The 16,841-nt window shown below is 47.8% G+C and carries 16 protein-coding genes and 1 riboswitch; of the genes, 8 read left to right on the forward strand and 8 right to left on the reverse strand.

What is annotated here, in order from left to right; all coding sequences use genetic code 11:
- Positions 1-203: 203 nt before the first annotated feature.
- Complete coding sequence (locus MUB35_RS04340; protein WP_033142629.1) at positions 204-893, reverse strand: response regulator transcription factor; 690 nt, start codon at positions 891-893, stop codon at positions 204-206.
- Positions 886-2,382: a sensor histidine kinase gene (locus MUB35_RS04345; protein WP_033142628.1), complete on the reverse strand. Its 1,497-nt coding sequence runs from the start codon at positions 2,380-2,382 to the stop codon at positions 886-888. The genes MUB35_RS04340 and MUB35_RS04345 overlap by 8 nt, the downstream gene beginning before the upstream one ends.
- Positions 2,383-2,429: 47 nt before the next feature.
- Here MUB35_RS04345 and MUB35_RS30995 point away from each other — a divergent pair, with 47 nt between their 5' ends.
- The 3 genes from MUB35_RS30995 (at position 2,430) to MUB35_RS04355 (ending at position 4,424) form a co-directional block, all read left to right on the forward strand.
- The gene (locus tag MUB35_RS30995) at positions 2,430-2,543 is read left to right on the forward strand and encodes a DUF6783 domain-containing protein (RefSeq protein ID WP_353963995.1); all 114 of its coding nucleotides are present in this window, start codon (positions 2,430-2,432) and stop codon (positions 2,541-2,543) included.
- Between the two features lie 129 nt (positions 2,544-2,672).
- A complete protein-coding gene (locus MUB35_RS04350; RefSeq protein WP_103730932.1) occupies positions 2,673-4,067 on the forward strand; it encodes an ATP-binding protein in 1,395 nt (464 codons plus the stop codon).
- 114 nt (positions 4,068-4,181) lie between these two features.
- Positions 4,182-4,424: a helix-turn-helix transcriptional regulator gene (locus MUB35_RS04355; protein WP_033142627.1), complete on the forward strand. Its 243-nt coding sequence runs from the start codon at positions 4,182-4,184 to the stop codon at positions 4,422-4,424.
- Between the two features lie 52 nt (positions 4,425-4,476).
- On the opposite strand, the gene metK is transcribed toward MUB35_RS04355, so the two are convergent.
- From metK to MUB35_RS04385, 6 genes are all read right to left on the reverse strand, one after another.
- Entirely contained in the window at positions 4,477-5,664 is a 1,188-nt protein-coding gene (metK, locus tag MUB35_RS04360) for a methionine adenosyltransferase (RefSeq protein WP_033142626.1), read from the reverse strand.
- 143 nt (positions 5,665-5,807) lie between these two features.
- A riboswitch (SAM riboswitch) is annotated at positions 5,808-5,908 on the reverse strand.
- Positions 5,909-5,978: 70 nt separating this feature from the next.
- A complete protein-coding gene (locus MUB35_RS04365) occupies positions 5,979-6,749 on the reverse strand; it encodes an SDR family NAD(P)-dependent oxidoreductase (protein ID WP_033142625.1) in 771 nt (256 codons plus the stop codon).
- Positions 6,750-6,754: 5 nt separating this feature from the next.
- Positions 6,755-8,476 carry a dihydroxy-acid dehydratase gene (gene ilvD, locus MUB35_RS04370; RefSeq protein ID WP_054352972.1) on the reverse strand — a complete coding sequence of 574 codons (1,722 nt, stop codon included), beginning with the start codon at positions 8,474-8,476 and terminating at the stop codon, positions 6,755-6,757.
- Between the two features lie 264 nt (positions 8,477-8,740).
- Entirely contained in the window at positions 8,741-9,436 is a 696-nt protein-coding gene (locus MUB35_RS04375; RefSeq protein ID WP_033142623.1) for a FadR/GntR family transcriptional regulator, read from the reverse strand.
- 244 nt (positions 9,437-9,680) lie between these two features.
- Positions 9,681-11,078 (reverse strand): GntP family permease, encoded by a 1,398-nt coding sequence (locus MUB35_RS04380; protein WP_103730931.1) that lies wholly within the window; start codon positions 11,076-11,078, stop codon positions 9,681-9,683.
- Positions 11,079-11,286: 208 nt separating this feature from the next.
- Complete coding sequence (locus MUB35_RS04385; RefSeq protein WP_033142622.1) at positions 11,287-11,982, reverse strand: GntR family transcriptional regulator; 696 nt, start codon at positions 11,980-11,982, stop codon at positions 11,287-11,289.
- 357 nt (positions 11,983-12,339) lie between these two features.
- Here MUB35_RS04385 and MUB35_RS04390 point away from each other — a divergent pair, with 357 nt between their 5' ends.
- The 5 genes from MUB35_RS04390 (at position 12,340) to MUB35_RS04410 (ending at position 16,799) form a co-directional block, all read left to right on the forward strand.
- Positions 12,340-13,362, forward strand: coding sequence for a zinc-binding alcohol dehydrogenase family protein (locus MUB35_RS04390; protein WP_033142621.1), 1,023 nt, complete (start codon positions 12,340-12,342; stop codon positions 13,360-13,362).
- Positions 13,363-13,393: 31 nt separating this feature from the next.
- Positions 13,394-14,662: a lactate racemase domain-containing protein gene (locus MUB35_RS04395; RefSeq protein ID WP_103731385.1), complete on the forward strand. Its 1,269-nt coding sequence runs from the start codon at positions 13,394-13,396 to the stop codon at positions 14,660-14,662.
- A 226-nt stretch (positions 14,663-14,888) separates the two neighbouring features.
- On the forward strand, positions 14,889-15,662 hold the full coding sequence (locus MUB35_RS04400; RefSeq protein WP_054352968.1) for a nitroreductase family protein: 774 nt from the start codon (positions 14,889-14,891) through the stop codon (positions 15,660-15,662).
- A 16-nt stretch (positions 15,663-15,678) separates the two neighbouring features.
- Positions 15,679-16,023, forward strand: a complete 345-nt coding sequence (locus tag MUB35_RS04405) for an ArsR/SmtB family transcription factor (RefSeq protein WP_054352967.1) — start codon at positions 15,679-15,681, stop codon at positions 16,021-16,023.
- Positions 16,024-16,052: 29 nt separating this feature from the next.
- Positions 16,053-16,799, forward strand: coding sequence for an EFR1 family ferrodoxin (locus tag MUB35_RS04410; RefSeq protein ID WP_186971016.1), 747 nt, complete (start codon positions 16,053-16,055; stop codon positions 16,797-16,799).
- Positions 16,800-16,841: the final 42 nt, after the last annotated feature.

The following is a 16,841-nucleotide window of genomic DNA, read 5'->3' on the forward strand; positions in this document are numbered from 1 at the left end:
CCCCTGAAAAACGGCCCTTATTTTATTTTGATTTGGTAAATTCGGGGGAACTCCCCATTTGACAGCCTCTCGGCCGAAAAGCAGAACTTATGAACTGATAAATCATAAGTGTATTCAGTATATCACAGAGAAAGGTTCCTTTCAACAGGCAGTAAAAAAGGATAGCAGTGCATAAAACTCACAACTGCTATCCTCAAATCCTCTCACACCTTAAACCGGTATCCAACACCCCATATGGTCTCAATATACTGCGGTTTCGCCGTATTAAATTCAATCTTTTCACGAATCTTCTTAATATGCACTGTCACTGTGGCAATATCACCGATGGACTCCATAGCCCAGATTTCCTTGAACAGCTCATCCTTTGTAAATACCCGGTTGGGATTCTGTGCCAGGAAGGTAAGCAGATCAAACTCCTTGGTTGTAAAATTCTTCTCCTCACCGTTGATCCACACACGCCTTGCCGTCTTGTCAATCTTCAGGCCGCGGATCTCAATAATGTCATTCTCCTGCACGCCTGTACCGATCAGTCTCTCATATCTGGCCAGATGTGCTTTCACTCTGGCAACCAGCTCACTGGGACTGAACGGTTTTGTCATATAGTCATCCGCTCCCAGACCCAGACCGCGGATCTTATCAATATCGTCCTTTTTGGCAGAGACCATGATCACCGGATTGTTCTTTACATTCCTGATCTCACGGCAAATCTCAAATCCGTCCACTTCCGGAAGCATCAGGTCCAGAATGAACAGATCATAATTTCCCTCCAGCGCCTTCTTAAGCCCCACGTCACCGCGGTGCTCAATCTCCACCTCAAAGCCGCTCAGCTCCAGGTAATCCTTCTCAAGGTCGGCAATTGCCTCCTCGTCTTCAATAATTAATATCTTACTCATTCATCGGTACCTCCTGGTATTTTCTAAGAACGAAGTACATAACCGTTCCGATATTCTCCTTGCTCGTTGCCCAGACCTTGCCTCCGTGATCCTCCATGATCTTCTTGACTATTGAGAGGCCAATGCCGCTTCCTCCCTTGGAAGAATTTCTGGAAGCATCCGTACGGTAAAACCTGTCAAAAATATTGGGCAGGTCTTTCGCTGCGATTCCTTTTCCGTTGTCCTCAATTTCCACCTGGACAAAATCCCCTACGTCCTTCACCCGCAGGTTGATCCTCCGCTCTCTGCTGCTGCCCATGTATTTGAGGGAGTTGCTCACAATATTGTTTATAACCCTTTTAATCTGCTCCGCATCGGCAATGACAAGCACCTCAGGTCCCACATAATTGGAATACTGGAACTGTACGGACTTGGATTCCAACTCAGAATCCAGCTCCTCTGCACAATCATCAAAAAATTCCGTCACAGAAATCTTATTGAAGGTGTAGGGTATCCTGTTGGTATCCATTTTGGAGTAGAACGTCAGCTCATTGATCAGTCTGTCCATGTCATTAGCTTTATTATAGATTGTATGGATATATCTGTCCATCTTTTCCGGTGTATTTGCCACGCCATCCATGATTCCTTCCACATATCCCTTGATGGCAGTGATCGGTGTCTTCAAATCATGGGAAATATTACTGATCAGTTCCTTATTATCCTTGTCAAACTCCAGCTTCTCCTCAGCGTTCTCCTTCAGTCTCTGCCTCATGGCCTCAAAATCCTGGCACAGATCGGATATCTCATTCACACCCTCGCTGGCAATAGAAAAGTCCAGGTTCCCTTCCTTGATCTTCTGGGTCGCTGTCCGCAGCTTATCAAGGGGTGAGATAACGCCCCTGTAAATCCACCAGGTAAGCCCCAAAGCCGTAACCGTGAGGATGATCACCACGGCTGCCAGCATATTCCGAATCAGCTCCTCTATCTGCGGCAGCGTTTTAAACACACTGGAAACCACAAAAAGACTGCCTTTTCCGTGCTCGCTGGTCTCAAAGTCAATTTGCTTAACCAGCGCCTTTATCTTGCCTCCCAGATAAAAACCATCGCTGCTGTCACCGCTGTCATCCTTGTAATCCGGCAGCCTGCTGATAAGCTCCGACGGGTAGGGATCACATCCTATATATCTTATTTTATCATCTTCCCGCACAATAAGATAGGAGTGTACCTGCTCCAATTCCTTGTTAATGGAATCCAGATATTCGATATTTTCCAAATCTTTGGGAGATTCCTTGGCTGCCTCCGACAACCGGCCGATAGCGCCGCTCGTCATGCTGTTGATCACCTCTGCCGTGTTGGTCAGGCTTTCATATGTGGCATTCTCAATTCCATACTGCTTTTCTATGGCCTTGAGCTGATACTGGCTGAAACCCCAGAACGCCACACCGGTAAACAGCAGAGGCTCCAGTATGATGATGAAAAAAGAAACGATAATCCTTGTCTTTAATTTCATGTTCCGGCACCTTTCTGTCCTCTGCCCTAGAGCCTGTTTGAAAATTCATTCCGACAAACTGTGGCGCACAGCTTGCCGAAAGCAATTTTCAAACACGCTCTAAAACGGGCATAATGTCTTCTGGTAAATATTATAGCATAATTTGCTGCATTTTCTTCTAAACAAAAGTGAATCAAATCTAAACTTTCTATAAAAAACCCTGCAAAATCCTTTGACTTTACCTGAAACACCTTCTAAAATATAATCAACAGGAAAAGCGGCCAGACCGCAGGACCCACCGAGGAGAAACTATGTTTTTAGATAAAGATAACCATCTCGCAAAATTAAATGAACTGTACGGGCAGAACTGCTTTCAGTCCGCCTCCCTCTACTGTGACGCCGGTATGGGAAAGACCACTCTTCTCAGACAATTTTCAGCTGGAAAACGCACCCTGTATTTCAAACCCCTGGAGACTACGGACCGTGAAAACTTCCTGGCCCTGAAGGAAGAGGCTATCCGTGTGCTTGGTGCTCTGGAAAAACTGAAAGCTGCCAAAAGATTCGCGGAACTGTTCCGCACCATAGGAAGATCCGCCAAAGAGGAACCTCTGCTCTTTATTATTGACGATTTTCCACATCTCATCAATAAAAACCGCAGACTATCCACATTGATCCAGTCTTATATGACAAAAGAGTGGAAAACTTCCAAACTTTTTGTGATTTTATGTAAACCAGCTTCCCTGTACGAAAAAGAAAGTACCCAGGCTGCCAATCCACTGCTCTTAAAGCCCTTTACTTTCTTCGAGACGCGGCAGCTATTCCGCCATCTGCCCATAGAACAGCAAATCTGTATATTCGGCATTACGGGAGGCGTGCCCGGCTATCTGGCCTACTTTGTCAATGGCAGGCCGTTTCAGGAGAATCTGTATCAGTTATTTTTCACGGAGGAAGGTGCCTTTTACCGACGTCCCACCAAGTTTTTAAAAGTACATCTGTCCGAGCCGGAACTGGCCCACTCTGCCCTTCTGTGTCTCGGCGCAAAAAGGCGCAAGCTCCACGAGATCTGCGAGCGGACAGAACTGACCCCAAGCGCCGCGGGGAGCCTTATGAATACCCTGGACCTGCTTGGTCTGGTGGATAAGATCATTCCCGTCACGGAAGACGCGGGAAGCCGCAGGACGCTCTACCGGATTGCTGACGGCGTATTCCGCTTCTGGTATACCTTTGCCGCGCCTCACCGCAGCGCCATTGAACTCGGGTGCGGAAGAGATGTATTTGAAAAGGAAATACTCCCTGCCCTGGACAGCTACTCCAAAGAGACCTTTGAGGATATCTGCAGGCAGTATCTGGATCTTCTCGCCTCTCTGGGAGAGGCTCCTTTCCCCTATGACCACGCGGGAAGCTGGTGGGGACAGCATCCCACCAGAAAACGCACCGAGTACGTCCCCATCGCTGCCGCGGATGACAGCAACATGCTTCTGGGAGACTGTTTCTGGACAGACCAGTGGATCGATCTGGAGGGCCTGCAGGGTCTTCAAAAACATGCCGGCCTGTTCCCGCACAGTACAATCTGGTACTGCCTGTTTGCCAAATCCGACTTTGTCTCCGGCATGGAAACCATCTTCGGGGACACTGTGAAAGTCTTTACACTGGAACAGATGTGTACCCGGGCAGATGCCGTTGTCTGCACACCAGATATCTGCTAAAATTGGTAAAATAGATGCACATGACAATTTTTACGATATAAATGTCAATTCCCAGTTAGTTTTTATCAAGTTTCCTTTTGGATATACTAAAAGAAAAAAGGAGACACGGCAGAAATGGACGAGAAAAGAGAACGCCAGTTTCGGGAACTGGGACTGACTATATCGTATTACCGAAAACTGAAAGGGCTCACACAATTACAGCTTGCAAATGCCGTTGGTCTGAGCCGTACACACATCAGTAATATCGAAGCGCCCAGGATCAAAACATCCCTTTCCCTGGAAAGTCTGTTTGATATTGCAGATGCACTGGACATACAGCCCAGAGACCTGTTCAATTTCCGTGAACAGCAGCAATAGCAGAAAAGGTTCCGCATTCCTTCAAGCAGAGAATGCGGAACCTTTTAATTTCTTATAAATATTTCTTTAAGTCTTCAGCCTTGTCCAGTCTCTCCCAGGGCAGATCCAGATCATTTCTTCCGAAATGTCCGTAAGCTGCGGTCTGTTTGTAGATCGGACGTCTCAGATCCAGCATTTTAATGATTCCGGCGGGCCTTAAGTCAAAGTTTTCACGTACGATCTCCGTCAGCTTCTGGTCTGAAAGTTTACCTGTGCCGAATGTTTCCACCTGGATGGATGTGGGATGCGCAACGCCGATGGCATAGGAAAGCTGAATCTCACATTTTCTTGCAAGACCTGCTGCCACCATATTCTTTGCCACATAACGGGCTGCATATGCTGCGGAGCGGTCCACCTTTGTACAGTCTTTACCGGAAAAAGCGCCGCCGCCGTGACGGGCGTATCCGCCGTAAGTATCCACAATGATCTTACGTCCTGTCAGGCCGCTGTCCCCGTGAGGTCCGCCGATAACAAAACGTCCTGTAGGATTGATGAAAAATTTTGTCTCTGCGTCCACCATGTCTGCCGGAAGGATGGGGTCAAACACGTATTTCTTAATATCCTCGTGAATCTGCTCCTGTGTGACATCCGGGTCATGCTGTGTGGAGAGTACCACTGCATCCAGGCGGATCGGGCGGTCATTCTCATCGTACTCAACCGTCACCTGTGTCTTGCCGTCCGGTCTCAAATAAGTCAGTGTGCCATCCTTTCTAACCTTTGTCAGCTGGCGTGACAATTTATGTGCCAGGGAGATGGGATAAGGCATGAACTCCTCTGTCTCATCTGTGGCATAGCCGTACATCATACCCTGATCACCGGCGCCGATGGCGTCGATCTCTTCCTCAGACATGCTGTTTTCCTTTGCCTCCAGAGCCTTGTCCACACCCATGGCGATATCCTTTGACTGCTCATCAATCGTGGTGATCACACCGCAGGTATCCGCGTCAAAGCCGTATTTGGCTCTCGTATAGCCAATCTCACGTACGGTCTCCCTTACGATCTTCGGAATATCTACATAGGCATTCGTTGTGATCTCGCCCATTACCATAACCACACCCGTTGTGGTACAGGTCTCGCAGGCCACACGGCTCATGGGGTCTTTTTCCATCAATGCATCCAGAATGGCGTCAGAAATGGCATCGCACATTTTATCCGGATGGCCTTCAGTTACTGATTCGGATGTAAATAATCTTTTTTCCATGTTGTTCTCCTTTTTTAAGATTGATTTATCCTGCGGCTGATTCCTGCGCCGAAGCGCGGCCGCCTGCGGTTATGTTCCTCTTGCTCGCCGTATGCAATAAAAAGGGTCCGCTTAAGCGGACCCATATCTTACATAAATGAATCCTCTTATTGTTCGACTATTTCGCTCAGGTTGGCACCTTCCTTTTGCAAGGGGTTGCCGTGACTTCACAGATCCTATGTATCTCCATCACTCTGAATAAGAGAAATTATAACCTATTCACTTGTCTTATATACGATAACGCTTTTTCTATGGTTTGTCAATGGGTAATGGATTTATTTCACCAGATACCCGCCGTCGACCGGGATCACCGCACCGCTCACGTAATCACTTGCATGGGAGGCCAAGAAAATAGCCGCGCCCTTCATGTCATCCCCGGTTCCCCAGCGGTGTGCCGGGATTCTCTCCGAAATAGACGCAAATCTTGGATTTTCCGGATCCATAAGCGCCTTGTTCATCTCCGTCGCCATATACCCCGGCGCAATGGCATTCACATTGATTCCTCTTGCCAGCCAGTCATTGGTGAGTTCCTTGGTAAGCTGTGCCACACCACCCTTGGATGCCGCGTATGCAGGTATGGTCTGGCCGCCGAAAAAGGAATTCATAGAGGCAATGTTGATGATCTTGCCGTAACCCTTTTTCAGCATCACCCTGGCTGCCTCCTGGCAGAGGATAAAAATGCTGGTCAGGTTCACGCGGATGACCTCATCCCACTCCTCCAACGGAAACTCTTCCGCACTGTGGCGTCTCTGGATTCCGTGGGCAGTGAGAAGAATATCCACATCACCGCCCAGACTGTCCAGGCACTCCCGGAAAACACGGTATATATCCTCCCTGTCCCCCAGATTTCCCTTGACTCCGTGGCATTTAAATCCACGGCTCTTAAATTCCTCCGCCACCCGGAACACACTGTCAGAGGTACCCACGATCGCTACCTCACAGCCTGCTTCCATATAGCCTTCCGCCATTCCGTAACCCAGTCCTCTTGTCCCGCCGGTCACAATGGCTTTTTTTCCGCTGATATCAAATAAATCCTGTGCGTGCATCTGCTTTACTCCATGTATCCGCCCTTCATAGGAGAGACGGCCCTTTCTGAGAAGATTTTCAAGACACCCTTTTCATATTTTACAGGTTTTGGCTGCCATTTGCTTCTGCGTTCCTTTAAAACAGCCTCAATCTCTTCCTGTGTCTTCTTCTCACCTGCGATTCCCACTATGCGGAGCACGCGGCCCGGAATATTCACCTCGATCAGATCGCCCTCCTCAACCAGAGCGATGGGACCGCCCTCTGCCGCTTCCGGAGAGATATGTCCGATTGCAGGACCCTTGGATGCTCCTGAAAATCTTCCGTCTGTGAGAAGGGCAATGGAAGCGCCCAGCTCCGCGTCAGACGCAATGGCCTCTGTGGTATAGAACATCTCCGGCATACCGCTTCCTTTCGGTCCCTCGTAACGGATGATCACCGCGTCACCGGGTTTGATCTCATGAGTCAGCACCGCGTGGATGGCATCCTCCTCACAGTCAAAAGGACGTGCTTTCAGGGTAGCCTCGAACATTTCTTTCGGAACTACGGTATGCTTTACCACAGCCCCTTCCGGAGCCAGGTTGCCGTAGAGAATGGCAATACTGCCGTCTGTTCCAAAAGGTTTGTCAAAAGGACGAATCACATCTTCCCTTTTCAGACCCACTTTTTCCAGGTAGCTGTCGCATTTATCATAGAAGCCGTTCTTTTTCAGTTCCTCCAGGTTCTCGCCCAATGTCTTACCGGTGACTGTCATCACATCCAGATGCAGCATATCCTTGATTTCTTCCATAATGGTCGGAACGCCGCCCGCATAGTAGAAGAACTGTGCCGGCCACTCTCCTGCGGGACGGATGTTCAGCAGATAATGTGCACCTCTGTGGAGTCTGTCAAAGGTATCGCCGTCGATCTCAATGCCGAATTCCCTTGCAATAGCCGGGAGGTGGAGCAGGGAGTTTGTGGAGCCGGAGATTGCAGCGTGCACCATGATGGCGTTCTCAAAGGACTTCATGGTCACAATCTTGTCCGGTGTCAGATCATGCTCTGCCAGCCATACTGACTGTTTTCCCGCTTCCCTTGCCACTACACGCAGGTCCTTGCTGGTAGCGGGCATAAGCGCACTTCCCGGCAGCATCAGGCCAAGTGCCTCTGCCATGATCTGCATGGTGGATGCGGTTCCCATGAAAGAGCAGGCACCGCAGGAGGGACATGCGTTCTGCTTGTAGAAGGTCAGCTTCTCCTGCGTGATCTCCCCGCGCTCGCACATGGCATTATACTTACCAATCTGTTCCAGTGTCAAAAGGTCAGGACCTGCGTCCATAACACCGCCTGTCACAATAATGGAAGGAATGTTCACTCTTCCCACGCCCATCAGGTGCGCCGGCATTCCCTTGTCACAGCTTGCAACGAACACGCCGCCGTCAAAAGGTGTGGCGTTGGCATGGATCTCGATCATATTGGCGATCATATCTCTGGATGCCAGGGAATAGTTGATTCCATCGTGGCCCTGGGCCTCGCCGTCACAGATGTCCGTGGTAAAATATCTGGCGCCGTGTCCGCCCGCCTCAGCGATTCCTGCCCTGGCCTCCTCCACAAGCTCCAGCAGGTGTCCGCTGCCCGGATGGCTGTCACCAAAGGTACTCTCAATCATAATCTGGGGTTTTGACAAATCCTCCAGCTTCCATCCTGTTCCCAGACGGAGCGGGTCTAATTCCGGTGCAATTTTTCTTAATTCCTGGCTTCTTAACTTCATAATCGTTCTCCTTTGACTAAGTGAATCTGATGAATCGCTGCTTGATTTGGAATGGATTGGTTTTTTTGAAGACATCATACGTCGTATCTGTTTGTATAGTAACACTTCTTTTCCCCGGGGTCAAGAGGCTCACTTATTTTATCCCTTTTGCTTATTTTTACCCTCCGAAATTTATGCATATTTCACAAAACAAGAGGCCGCTTTCATGCACGGCACCCGGGACTTTTTCCTTCTGCGCCGTGTGCAATAAAAAATCCGGGCCTGTTACAGCCCGGAAAGTCTCTCTATCTTATCCTGATTGCTTGCCAGATGCTCTATCATGGCATCCTTAGCAGCCTTGGGATTGCGTTCTCTGATGGCATCCACGATCATCTGGTGAGTGCGCACGGTTTCCTTTGTCAGGGAATAGTCCGTGATATTTATAAAAAGGGAAATACCTGACTGGATGACCGGAATGATATTCGGCATGATCATATTCTTGCTCATCTTTGCCAGCATTTCGTGGAACTCAATGTCCTTGTGCATATGAGGCTCCTCTTTGTCGCAGAGTTCTTTCACCTCATCCTCGATCCGCTGCAGCTCTTCTATTTCCTCCGGCATGGCCCGCTCTGCGGCAAGCGCTGCGATTTCCGGCTCAATGATCATGCGGACTTCACAAAGATCAAGGCCAAGCCTTTTCTTATCATCCACAAAGGCAAATCCCAGCGGGTCATCCACCACTCCGGGATTTTCACAGACAAAAGTCCCGCAGCCCCGGCGGATCTCCAGGATGTTTCTGGAGACAAGGATCTTCACTGCCTCCCTTATGGTACCTCTTCCCACGGATAACTGCTGTGCCATATCAAATTCATTCGGCAGCTTATCCCCCGCCTTCAGCGCCCTGTCCGCTATCAGGCTGATAATCTGCTCTGCCACTCTCTCAGGCAGTAATTTTTTACTTTCATTCAACGATTCTAACATATATAATTACCTCTTTACCTGTTTATAATGATCCTGCACCCTCATAACCACTGTTTTGCTGTACGTGTATCACAGACGGAACCCTGTCAGGGGTACTTTTTGTCGAAGGTTTTCTGCATTTTTCAGCATTTGTTTACATATTATAGCATGTTCGTTTAAAGAAAGTCTACCAGGCACAGCATAAAAAATGCCGTCCGGAGAAACGCATCCCCCGGACGGCAGCTTTAACCTTATGCTCTCACACTTACATCATAAGTCCCGGCAGGAAGCCCTGGAACAGAGAAAGTATGGATACAAATATGAGAATTGCCACGCCGGCAACAAAACCGCCGATACTCCATCCACGGATAGTATCCGTAACAGAAATCTTAAAGAACCGGCTGATTGCCCAGAATCCGGAGTCGTTCGGCAGTGAAAGGCCGATACCGCCTGCACAGATAGCAATTGCACACAGAATCGGGGATACACCGCCGGATGCAATTGTGCTGGACATGATCGCTGCTGTTGTCATAAGCGCTACAGTTGTGGAGCCCTGTGCGCAGCGGATGATCTGTGCGATCAGGAAACACAGTACCAGAATCGGAATGCTGAACTGTGACAGGGAACCTGCAACATAATCAGCGATACCTGTAGCCTGCAGAACCTTACCGAAAGCTCCGCCTGCACCTGTGATCAACAGAATCAGACCAACCTGGTCGGCAGCCTCTGTCATAATGTCTGTGGCTGTCTTAGTGATGTATTTTCTTGAGATGACTGCAGCGTAGATAACACCTGCCATCATGGCAAAGTTTTTATTTCCGATAAATGTCACAAACGGAACGATCGCGGAATCTTTTCCCACTGCAAGAGGGATAAAACTTCCCAGCAGAATCAGTACGATGGGAACAAGAAGGATGGACAATGCCTTGCCTGCGCCCATTTTCGCGCGCTCTTTTCCTTTTCCGCTCTTGGACATTTCTGCTTCTTCTTCATCCAGATCCTCAAATGTATAGAAGTGGTTGTTCTTGTGGTCCTGCTTGTTCAGGATAGAACCATAGAAGATACCGCCCACGATCATTCCCACAAATGCGGAGATCAATGCATAGAAGAAGAAAATACCGATTTCAATATTCAGCTCCTCAGCAACAGCCAGCGGCGGCGCTGTAGGAAGCACTAATGCGAAAGTACATGTTGTTGCAACAGAGATCGCACAGGCAAATGTTACCATGGAGATCTTTGTTTTTTTGGAAAGCACACGGAGCATTGGGGCAAACATGATGTAAACAACATCGCCGAATACCGGAATACCTGTGATAAATCCTGAAAGTGCTACGGCGATAGGTGATTTTTTCTCACCGAATGCACCTAATATCTTATTGGAAATTGACTCAATACCGCCGGACTCGAACATGAACTTACCCAGCATTACACCAAGACCTGTTACCATACCGATACCGCCCAGAGTACCGCCGAATCCGTCTGTAACGGTCTGCGCCACATCAGCCAGCGGCATATTCACCAGCACACCTGTGCCAAATGCGGTGATCAACAGCGCAACAAAAGCGTTCAGCTTAAATTTAATGATCAACAACAATAATACGACAATTGCAAGAATAAAAATACCTATCAGCAATGGCCCTGTTACCATTTCTCCTGAAAACATATACGTTTTCCTCCTTTTCCCTTTTCCTGTTATCCCTGTCACTTCTTCAGCAAGTAATAACACGTATGACCTCTCATCCATTCCATAGTTCGACTATAACAAATCAGACGTCACACGTCAAGGGTAAATATAAATTATGTAAGTTTATTATAAATTTTCCATAAACTTTTTGTGCACTTTTTATATCGCATTTCACTTTAACGCGCTGCTAGCAGAAATACTCTGGGTATTTTTCAAGTATTTCCTGGAAATGTCTCCGGTAGGTACCCAAATGCCGGTCATAAAAAATCTTCAGATCAAAGTCCACAGAGAGTCCCAGAAGCAGCATATGATAGATATCCCTGTGCTCCTGATGAATGGCTGTAAGGTCAGTCTTGTTCATGATCGCATCCAGATACCTGACCCTGTCGTAATGAGAACTGACCTTTTTCATGGCATACCAGGTCTTCTGCTTTCCCGCCATGGTATAGATCAGATGATGAAATTCATCGTCAAGCTTGAAGAAGGGGTCTATCTTCTCCTCATCTTCCAGCGCTGCCTTCTGCCTGTCCAGGTTGTCCTTCAGGATTTTCATTCCCTCTTCCTTTATATTGCCTGCAATCTGGCGAATGATCTCCGGTTCGATCACGGATCTGACAAAATACCCTTCCTTCAATATATCTATATGAATCATGGAAACCCTGGAACCGCTCTGCGGAAAAACATCCACAAGGGATTCCTCCTTCAGCATAATGATCGCCTCATGTATGGGCGTCCTGCTGATTCCCAGCAGCTCAGTCAGCTCCCCTTCATTTAATGTGGCCCCCGGCATGAGCTGCAGCGTCATGATGTTGCTTCTCAGCAGCCTGTAGGCATATTCCCGGTTATTTTCCTTTTCTCTCTTCTCTGATATTTTAATGGTCATAATCTGTCCTCTGTCCTGTATATTCTCTCTTTTACTGAAGCGTAACATACCCTGGACACCGCGTCAACTCAAGCAGCATCATAAGACAAGAGACGTCATACGTTTTGTGAATTCTATACATAAATCTCATTTATATGTTGGCACTTTTTCATATTGTACTTTGCTTCTGCATTTGTTATAGTAGTTTCAGGATAACTGATATATCAATTCATTTCATCCATCCATTCCATTTCGGCTTGTTTTCTTCATATTCTTGAGAATAAAAGCCGCGAATTAATATATCAGTTGCGCTGCAATATACAGAACGTGTTCTATATCAACGTTTATTTTTCAAATAAAAAGGAGTGTTCTAATCACATGAAAGCCATTAAAGTAATCGAACCATTCAAAGTTGAAATCGTCGACGTCCCCAAGCCGGAGATCAAAAATGATGATGATGTAATCGTGCGCATCACCTCCGGTGGTATCTGCGGGTCTGACATCGGTATATATAACGGAACCAATTCACTGGCAACTTATCCGCGTCTGATCGGCCATGAGTTCGGTGGAATCGTAACAGAGACAGGTAAAAATGTAACATCCGTAAAGGCAGGCGACAAGGTTGCCGTTGACCCGGTTATAAGCTGCGGCCACTGCTATGCCTGCAGAATCGGACGTCATAATGTATGCTCTACCCTGGAAGTCATGGGCGTTCACAGGGACGGCGGCTTTGCTGAGTTCGTATGCGCTCCGGAAGCCAACATCCACAAATTCCACAAGGATTTTGATGAATCCTTCCTGGGACTGGTCGAGCCTTTCACCATCGGCGTGGAGATCAACAGAAGAGGCCAGATCACAAAGGGCGACAAGGTGCTGATCATGGGTTCCGGCCCTATCGGTATTGCTGCTATGCAGGTTGCTAAAAGAAACGGTGCTGAAGTCATCATGACAGACCTGGTAAAAGAACGCCTTGACAAGGCCCTTTCCATGGGTGCAGACGAAGTGGTTCTGGTATCTGAGGAGAACCTGGAGGAACGTCTCCTGAAATTCACAGACGGAGAAGGAATCCCGGTGATCGTAGACACTGTATGCATCCCCTCCTCCTTTGAGCAGAGTGTACAGCTTGCCTGCCCGGCCGGACGTATTGTAGTTCTCGGACTGAAGAATGTTCCCTCTCAGATCACCATGGCTGACATCACCAAAAAGGAACTGACCATTGCAGGCTCACGTCTGAACAACAACTGTTTCGACGAAGTGATCGCCGGTTTTGAGGACGGCACCCTCCATCCGGAACAGCTCATGACAAAATCCTATAATTACAAAGATATAATGGAAGCTCTGACCATGATCACGGAACATCCCCAGGATGTACTGAAGCTTGTCCTGAAGTTTGAAGACTAAATCAATCCATTGACAGAAACAGGAGGAATCTATGAACGAGATATACCTGACAAATGAAACTTCCGGTATCACTCCCGCTGAAGTGGAGAAATGCATGGATGAACTGCTGGCCCAGTACCCGGACTTAAAAAAGGTGCTTATCATACCGCCGGATTTCACCCGCTGCTACTCCTATGCCGGGGAACTGACACAGATTCTCTATAAGAAGCTGTCCCCCACCGCCACCGTACATGTGATGCCCGCCCTGGGCACTCACATGGCAATGGACGCAGAGGAGAAGGAAAAGATGTTCGGCCATGTCGTGCCTGAGGAAGCATTTTTAGTACACCACTGGCAGACAGACACCGTTTCCATCGGAAAAGTGCCTAAGGAAGTCATCGAGGAAATTTCCGGAGGGCTGTATTCCACGGACATTGAGGTGGAGGTCAATGAAAAGCTCATCCACGGAGGATATGACCTGATCCTCTCCATCGGACAGGTGGTTCCCCACGAGGTTGTGGGCATGGCCAATTACAGCAAGAACATCTTCGTAGGTGTGGGCGGACGCCAGATGATCAACAAATCCCACATGCTCAGCGCCATTTGCGGTATGGAGAAGGCCCTGGGTGTTGCGGACTCCCCCGCAAGGAAAGTCTTCGACTATGCCCAGCAGCATTTCCTAGACGGAAAACTCCCCCTGGTGTATATCCAGACTGTCACCACCTTAAAGGATGAGGAAATCTGCCTGAACGGACTTTACACAGGGCCTTCCAGAAAACCATTTGAGCTTGCGGTCCAGCTCTCCGAAAAGCTGAACATCTGTCATGTGGAGCGCAGGGCAAAAAAACTTGTCACCTATCTGGACCCCTATGAGCTGAAAACCACATGGGTGGGAAACAAAGGCATCTACCGCACAAGAATGGCAGTCGCCGACGGAGGGGACCTTATCATTCTGGCTCCCGGCGTCAAGGCCTTCGGCGAAAACGAAGAGATGGATCATATGACCAGGACATACGGCTACAAGGGCCGGGACTATGTGCTGAAACTGTTCAATGAAGGTGCTTTTGAGAACAGGATCATGGCTGCCGCTCATCTGATCCAGGGCTCCTCTGACGGAAGATTCCGGATCACATACTGTACCAGACCGGAAAATCTTTCAAAAGAAGAGATTGAGAGTGTGGGCTATCAGTGGATGGATTATGAAAAAGCCGCATCCCTGTACGATCCGGAGACTTTGCACGACGGGTGGAACACACTGGAGAACGGGGAAGAGATTTATTTTGTGAAGACGCCTGCTTTGGGTCTTTGGAAAGTGGACTGACGGGAAAATATAAATTGAATCTTTGCATTGTTTTATAAACAACGGGTTATTTCTGTAAATATACGCAGAAATACCCCGTTGCTGTGCATTACAAAGCGTGCTGCCGGGCACGAAATGAACAGCGGCCGGGGAGCATTTTTATGGTAACCGATTTCTTTACCGATGTTGTATCCGGCATTTTTGTTCTGTATAATGGTTAACATACTTAAACGAAAGGATTTCAGCCGTGAAAAAACATCAGGTAAGAATAGATACAGACAAATGCGTTGGCTGTGGAATATGTGTGAAGACATGCCCGGCACATAACATAGAGCTGAAGAATAAGAAGGCCAAAATCATACTGGATGACTGCCTTATGTGCGGACAGTGCACCGCTGTCTGTCCCAAAGAGGCCGCTTCCATAAGCGGTTATGAACATGAGGACACATACAGGAACCCAGAAGTGCGTTTAGACCCCCCGGCAGTTCTGGATACGATCCGTTTCCGAAGAAGTATCCGGCAATTCCGGGACAAAAAGATACCAAAAGAGATCATGGATCAGATTCTGGAAGCCGGAAGACTCACCCATACAGCAAAGAATATGCAGGACGTATCCTTTGTTGTCCTTGATAAAGAAAAAGACAACATAGAGCAGATGGCAGTCAGACTCTTTCAAAAAATAAAACCTGCTGTTGACCTAATCAGCCCCATGGCAAGGCGTAATAAGATAGATAAACACTTTTTCTTTTTCCGAGCACCCACTGTTATTGTCATTCTGGCAAAAAATAAAACGAACGGTATTCTGGCGGCCCAGAATATGGAATTCGCTGCAGAAGCAAACGGACTTGGAGTCTTGTACAGCGGCTTTTTTACAACCGCAGCCAACCATTCTTTCAAAATCAAAAAAGCTTTGAAAATACCCCGTGGAAAGCATGCTGCCATGACTTTGGTATTAGGATATCCGGATGTAAAATATCTCCGCCCGGCGCAGCGTGAACCTTTAGATGTAAGATATCTATAGAAAATGGAGTGCGATAATGGAATGTGAAGAAAGACTGAAAAAAATAGTAGACGGATTCCAAAAGAACAGAAATGCCTTTTCTGCCATTGGAGATGATACAAGGCAGCTCATCCTGCTTGTTCTGCTGGAGAGCGACCTGTCAGGTATTCGGGTAGGAGAGATTGCGCAAAAGACGCATCTGACAAGACCTTCTGTATCCCATCACCTTCAGATCCTCAAAGAATCCGGTATCGTCGCAATGCGGAAAGAAGGAACAAAAAACTATTATTATTTGAGTGCAGAGGAGACGCAGTGGAGGGAAATCGCTGATTTAGTTAACCTTATCTATGGAAGTATCCGGCACATCAGCTCACGGTCATAACAATTTTTTATATTTTGGAGGACAGTCCCATGATCTTATATTTTTCAGGAACAGGCAACAGTGAATATGCTGCAAAGCGGATTGGTAAAGAAATCGGAGATGAAGTTACGAATCTGTTTGAAAGGATCAGAAACCATGACTTTTCAGCCATGCGCTCTGACAGGCCGTGGGTTATCGTCTCACCCACCTATGCATGGAGAATCCCCCGCATTCTGCATGCATGGCTGGAAAAGACTGCGCTGTCCGGCAGCAGAGAGATTTATTTTCTCATGACCTGCGGAGGCAGTATCGGAAATGCGGAAAAGTATCTAAAAAAACTATGCAGTTCTAAAAACATGGATTTTTCAGGATGCTTTCCCCTCCTCATGCCCGAGAATTATATAGCCATGTTCTCCACTCCCGGCAGAGAAGAGGCGCTGGAAACCATCCGCCTTGCAGAAACCCATATAGACAATGCCGCACGCCTGATAAAGGGCGGAAAAAAGTTCCCTCAGAGTCACCTTACCGTAAAAGATAAAATAAACAGCAGCATTGTCAACGATATCTTTTATCCGGTGTTTGTTCATGCAAAGAAGTTTTACGCAGCGGACTCCTGTATCTCCTGCGGAAAATGTGCGGATATATGTCCGCTGGGGAATATCCATATGGATAACGGGAAACCGGTGTGGGGAAAAGATTGTACGCATTGTATGGCATGTATCTGCCGCTGTCCGAAAGAGGCAATTGAGTATGGGAGGCATAGTATGGGGCTGCCGCGGTATATTTGTCCGAAATAGGAGTAATGCGGGGGCGATTGTTTCTCCGCTGATCCGTAAAAA

It is taken from the genome of Blautia sp. NSJ-175, from assembly GCF_022867815.1.
GTDB classification, from domain to species: Bacteria; Bacillota; Clostridia; order Lachnospirales; family Lachnospiraceae; genus Blautia; species Blautia celeris.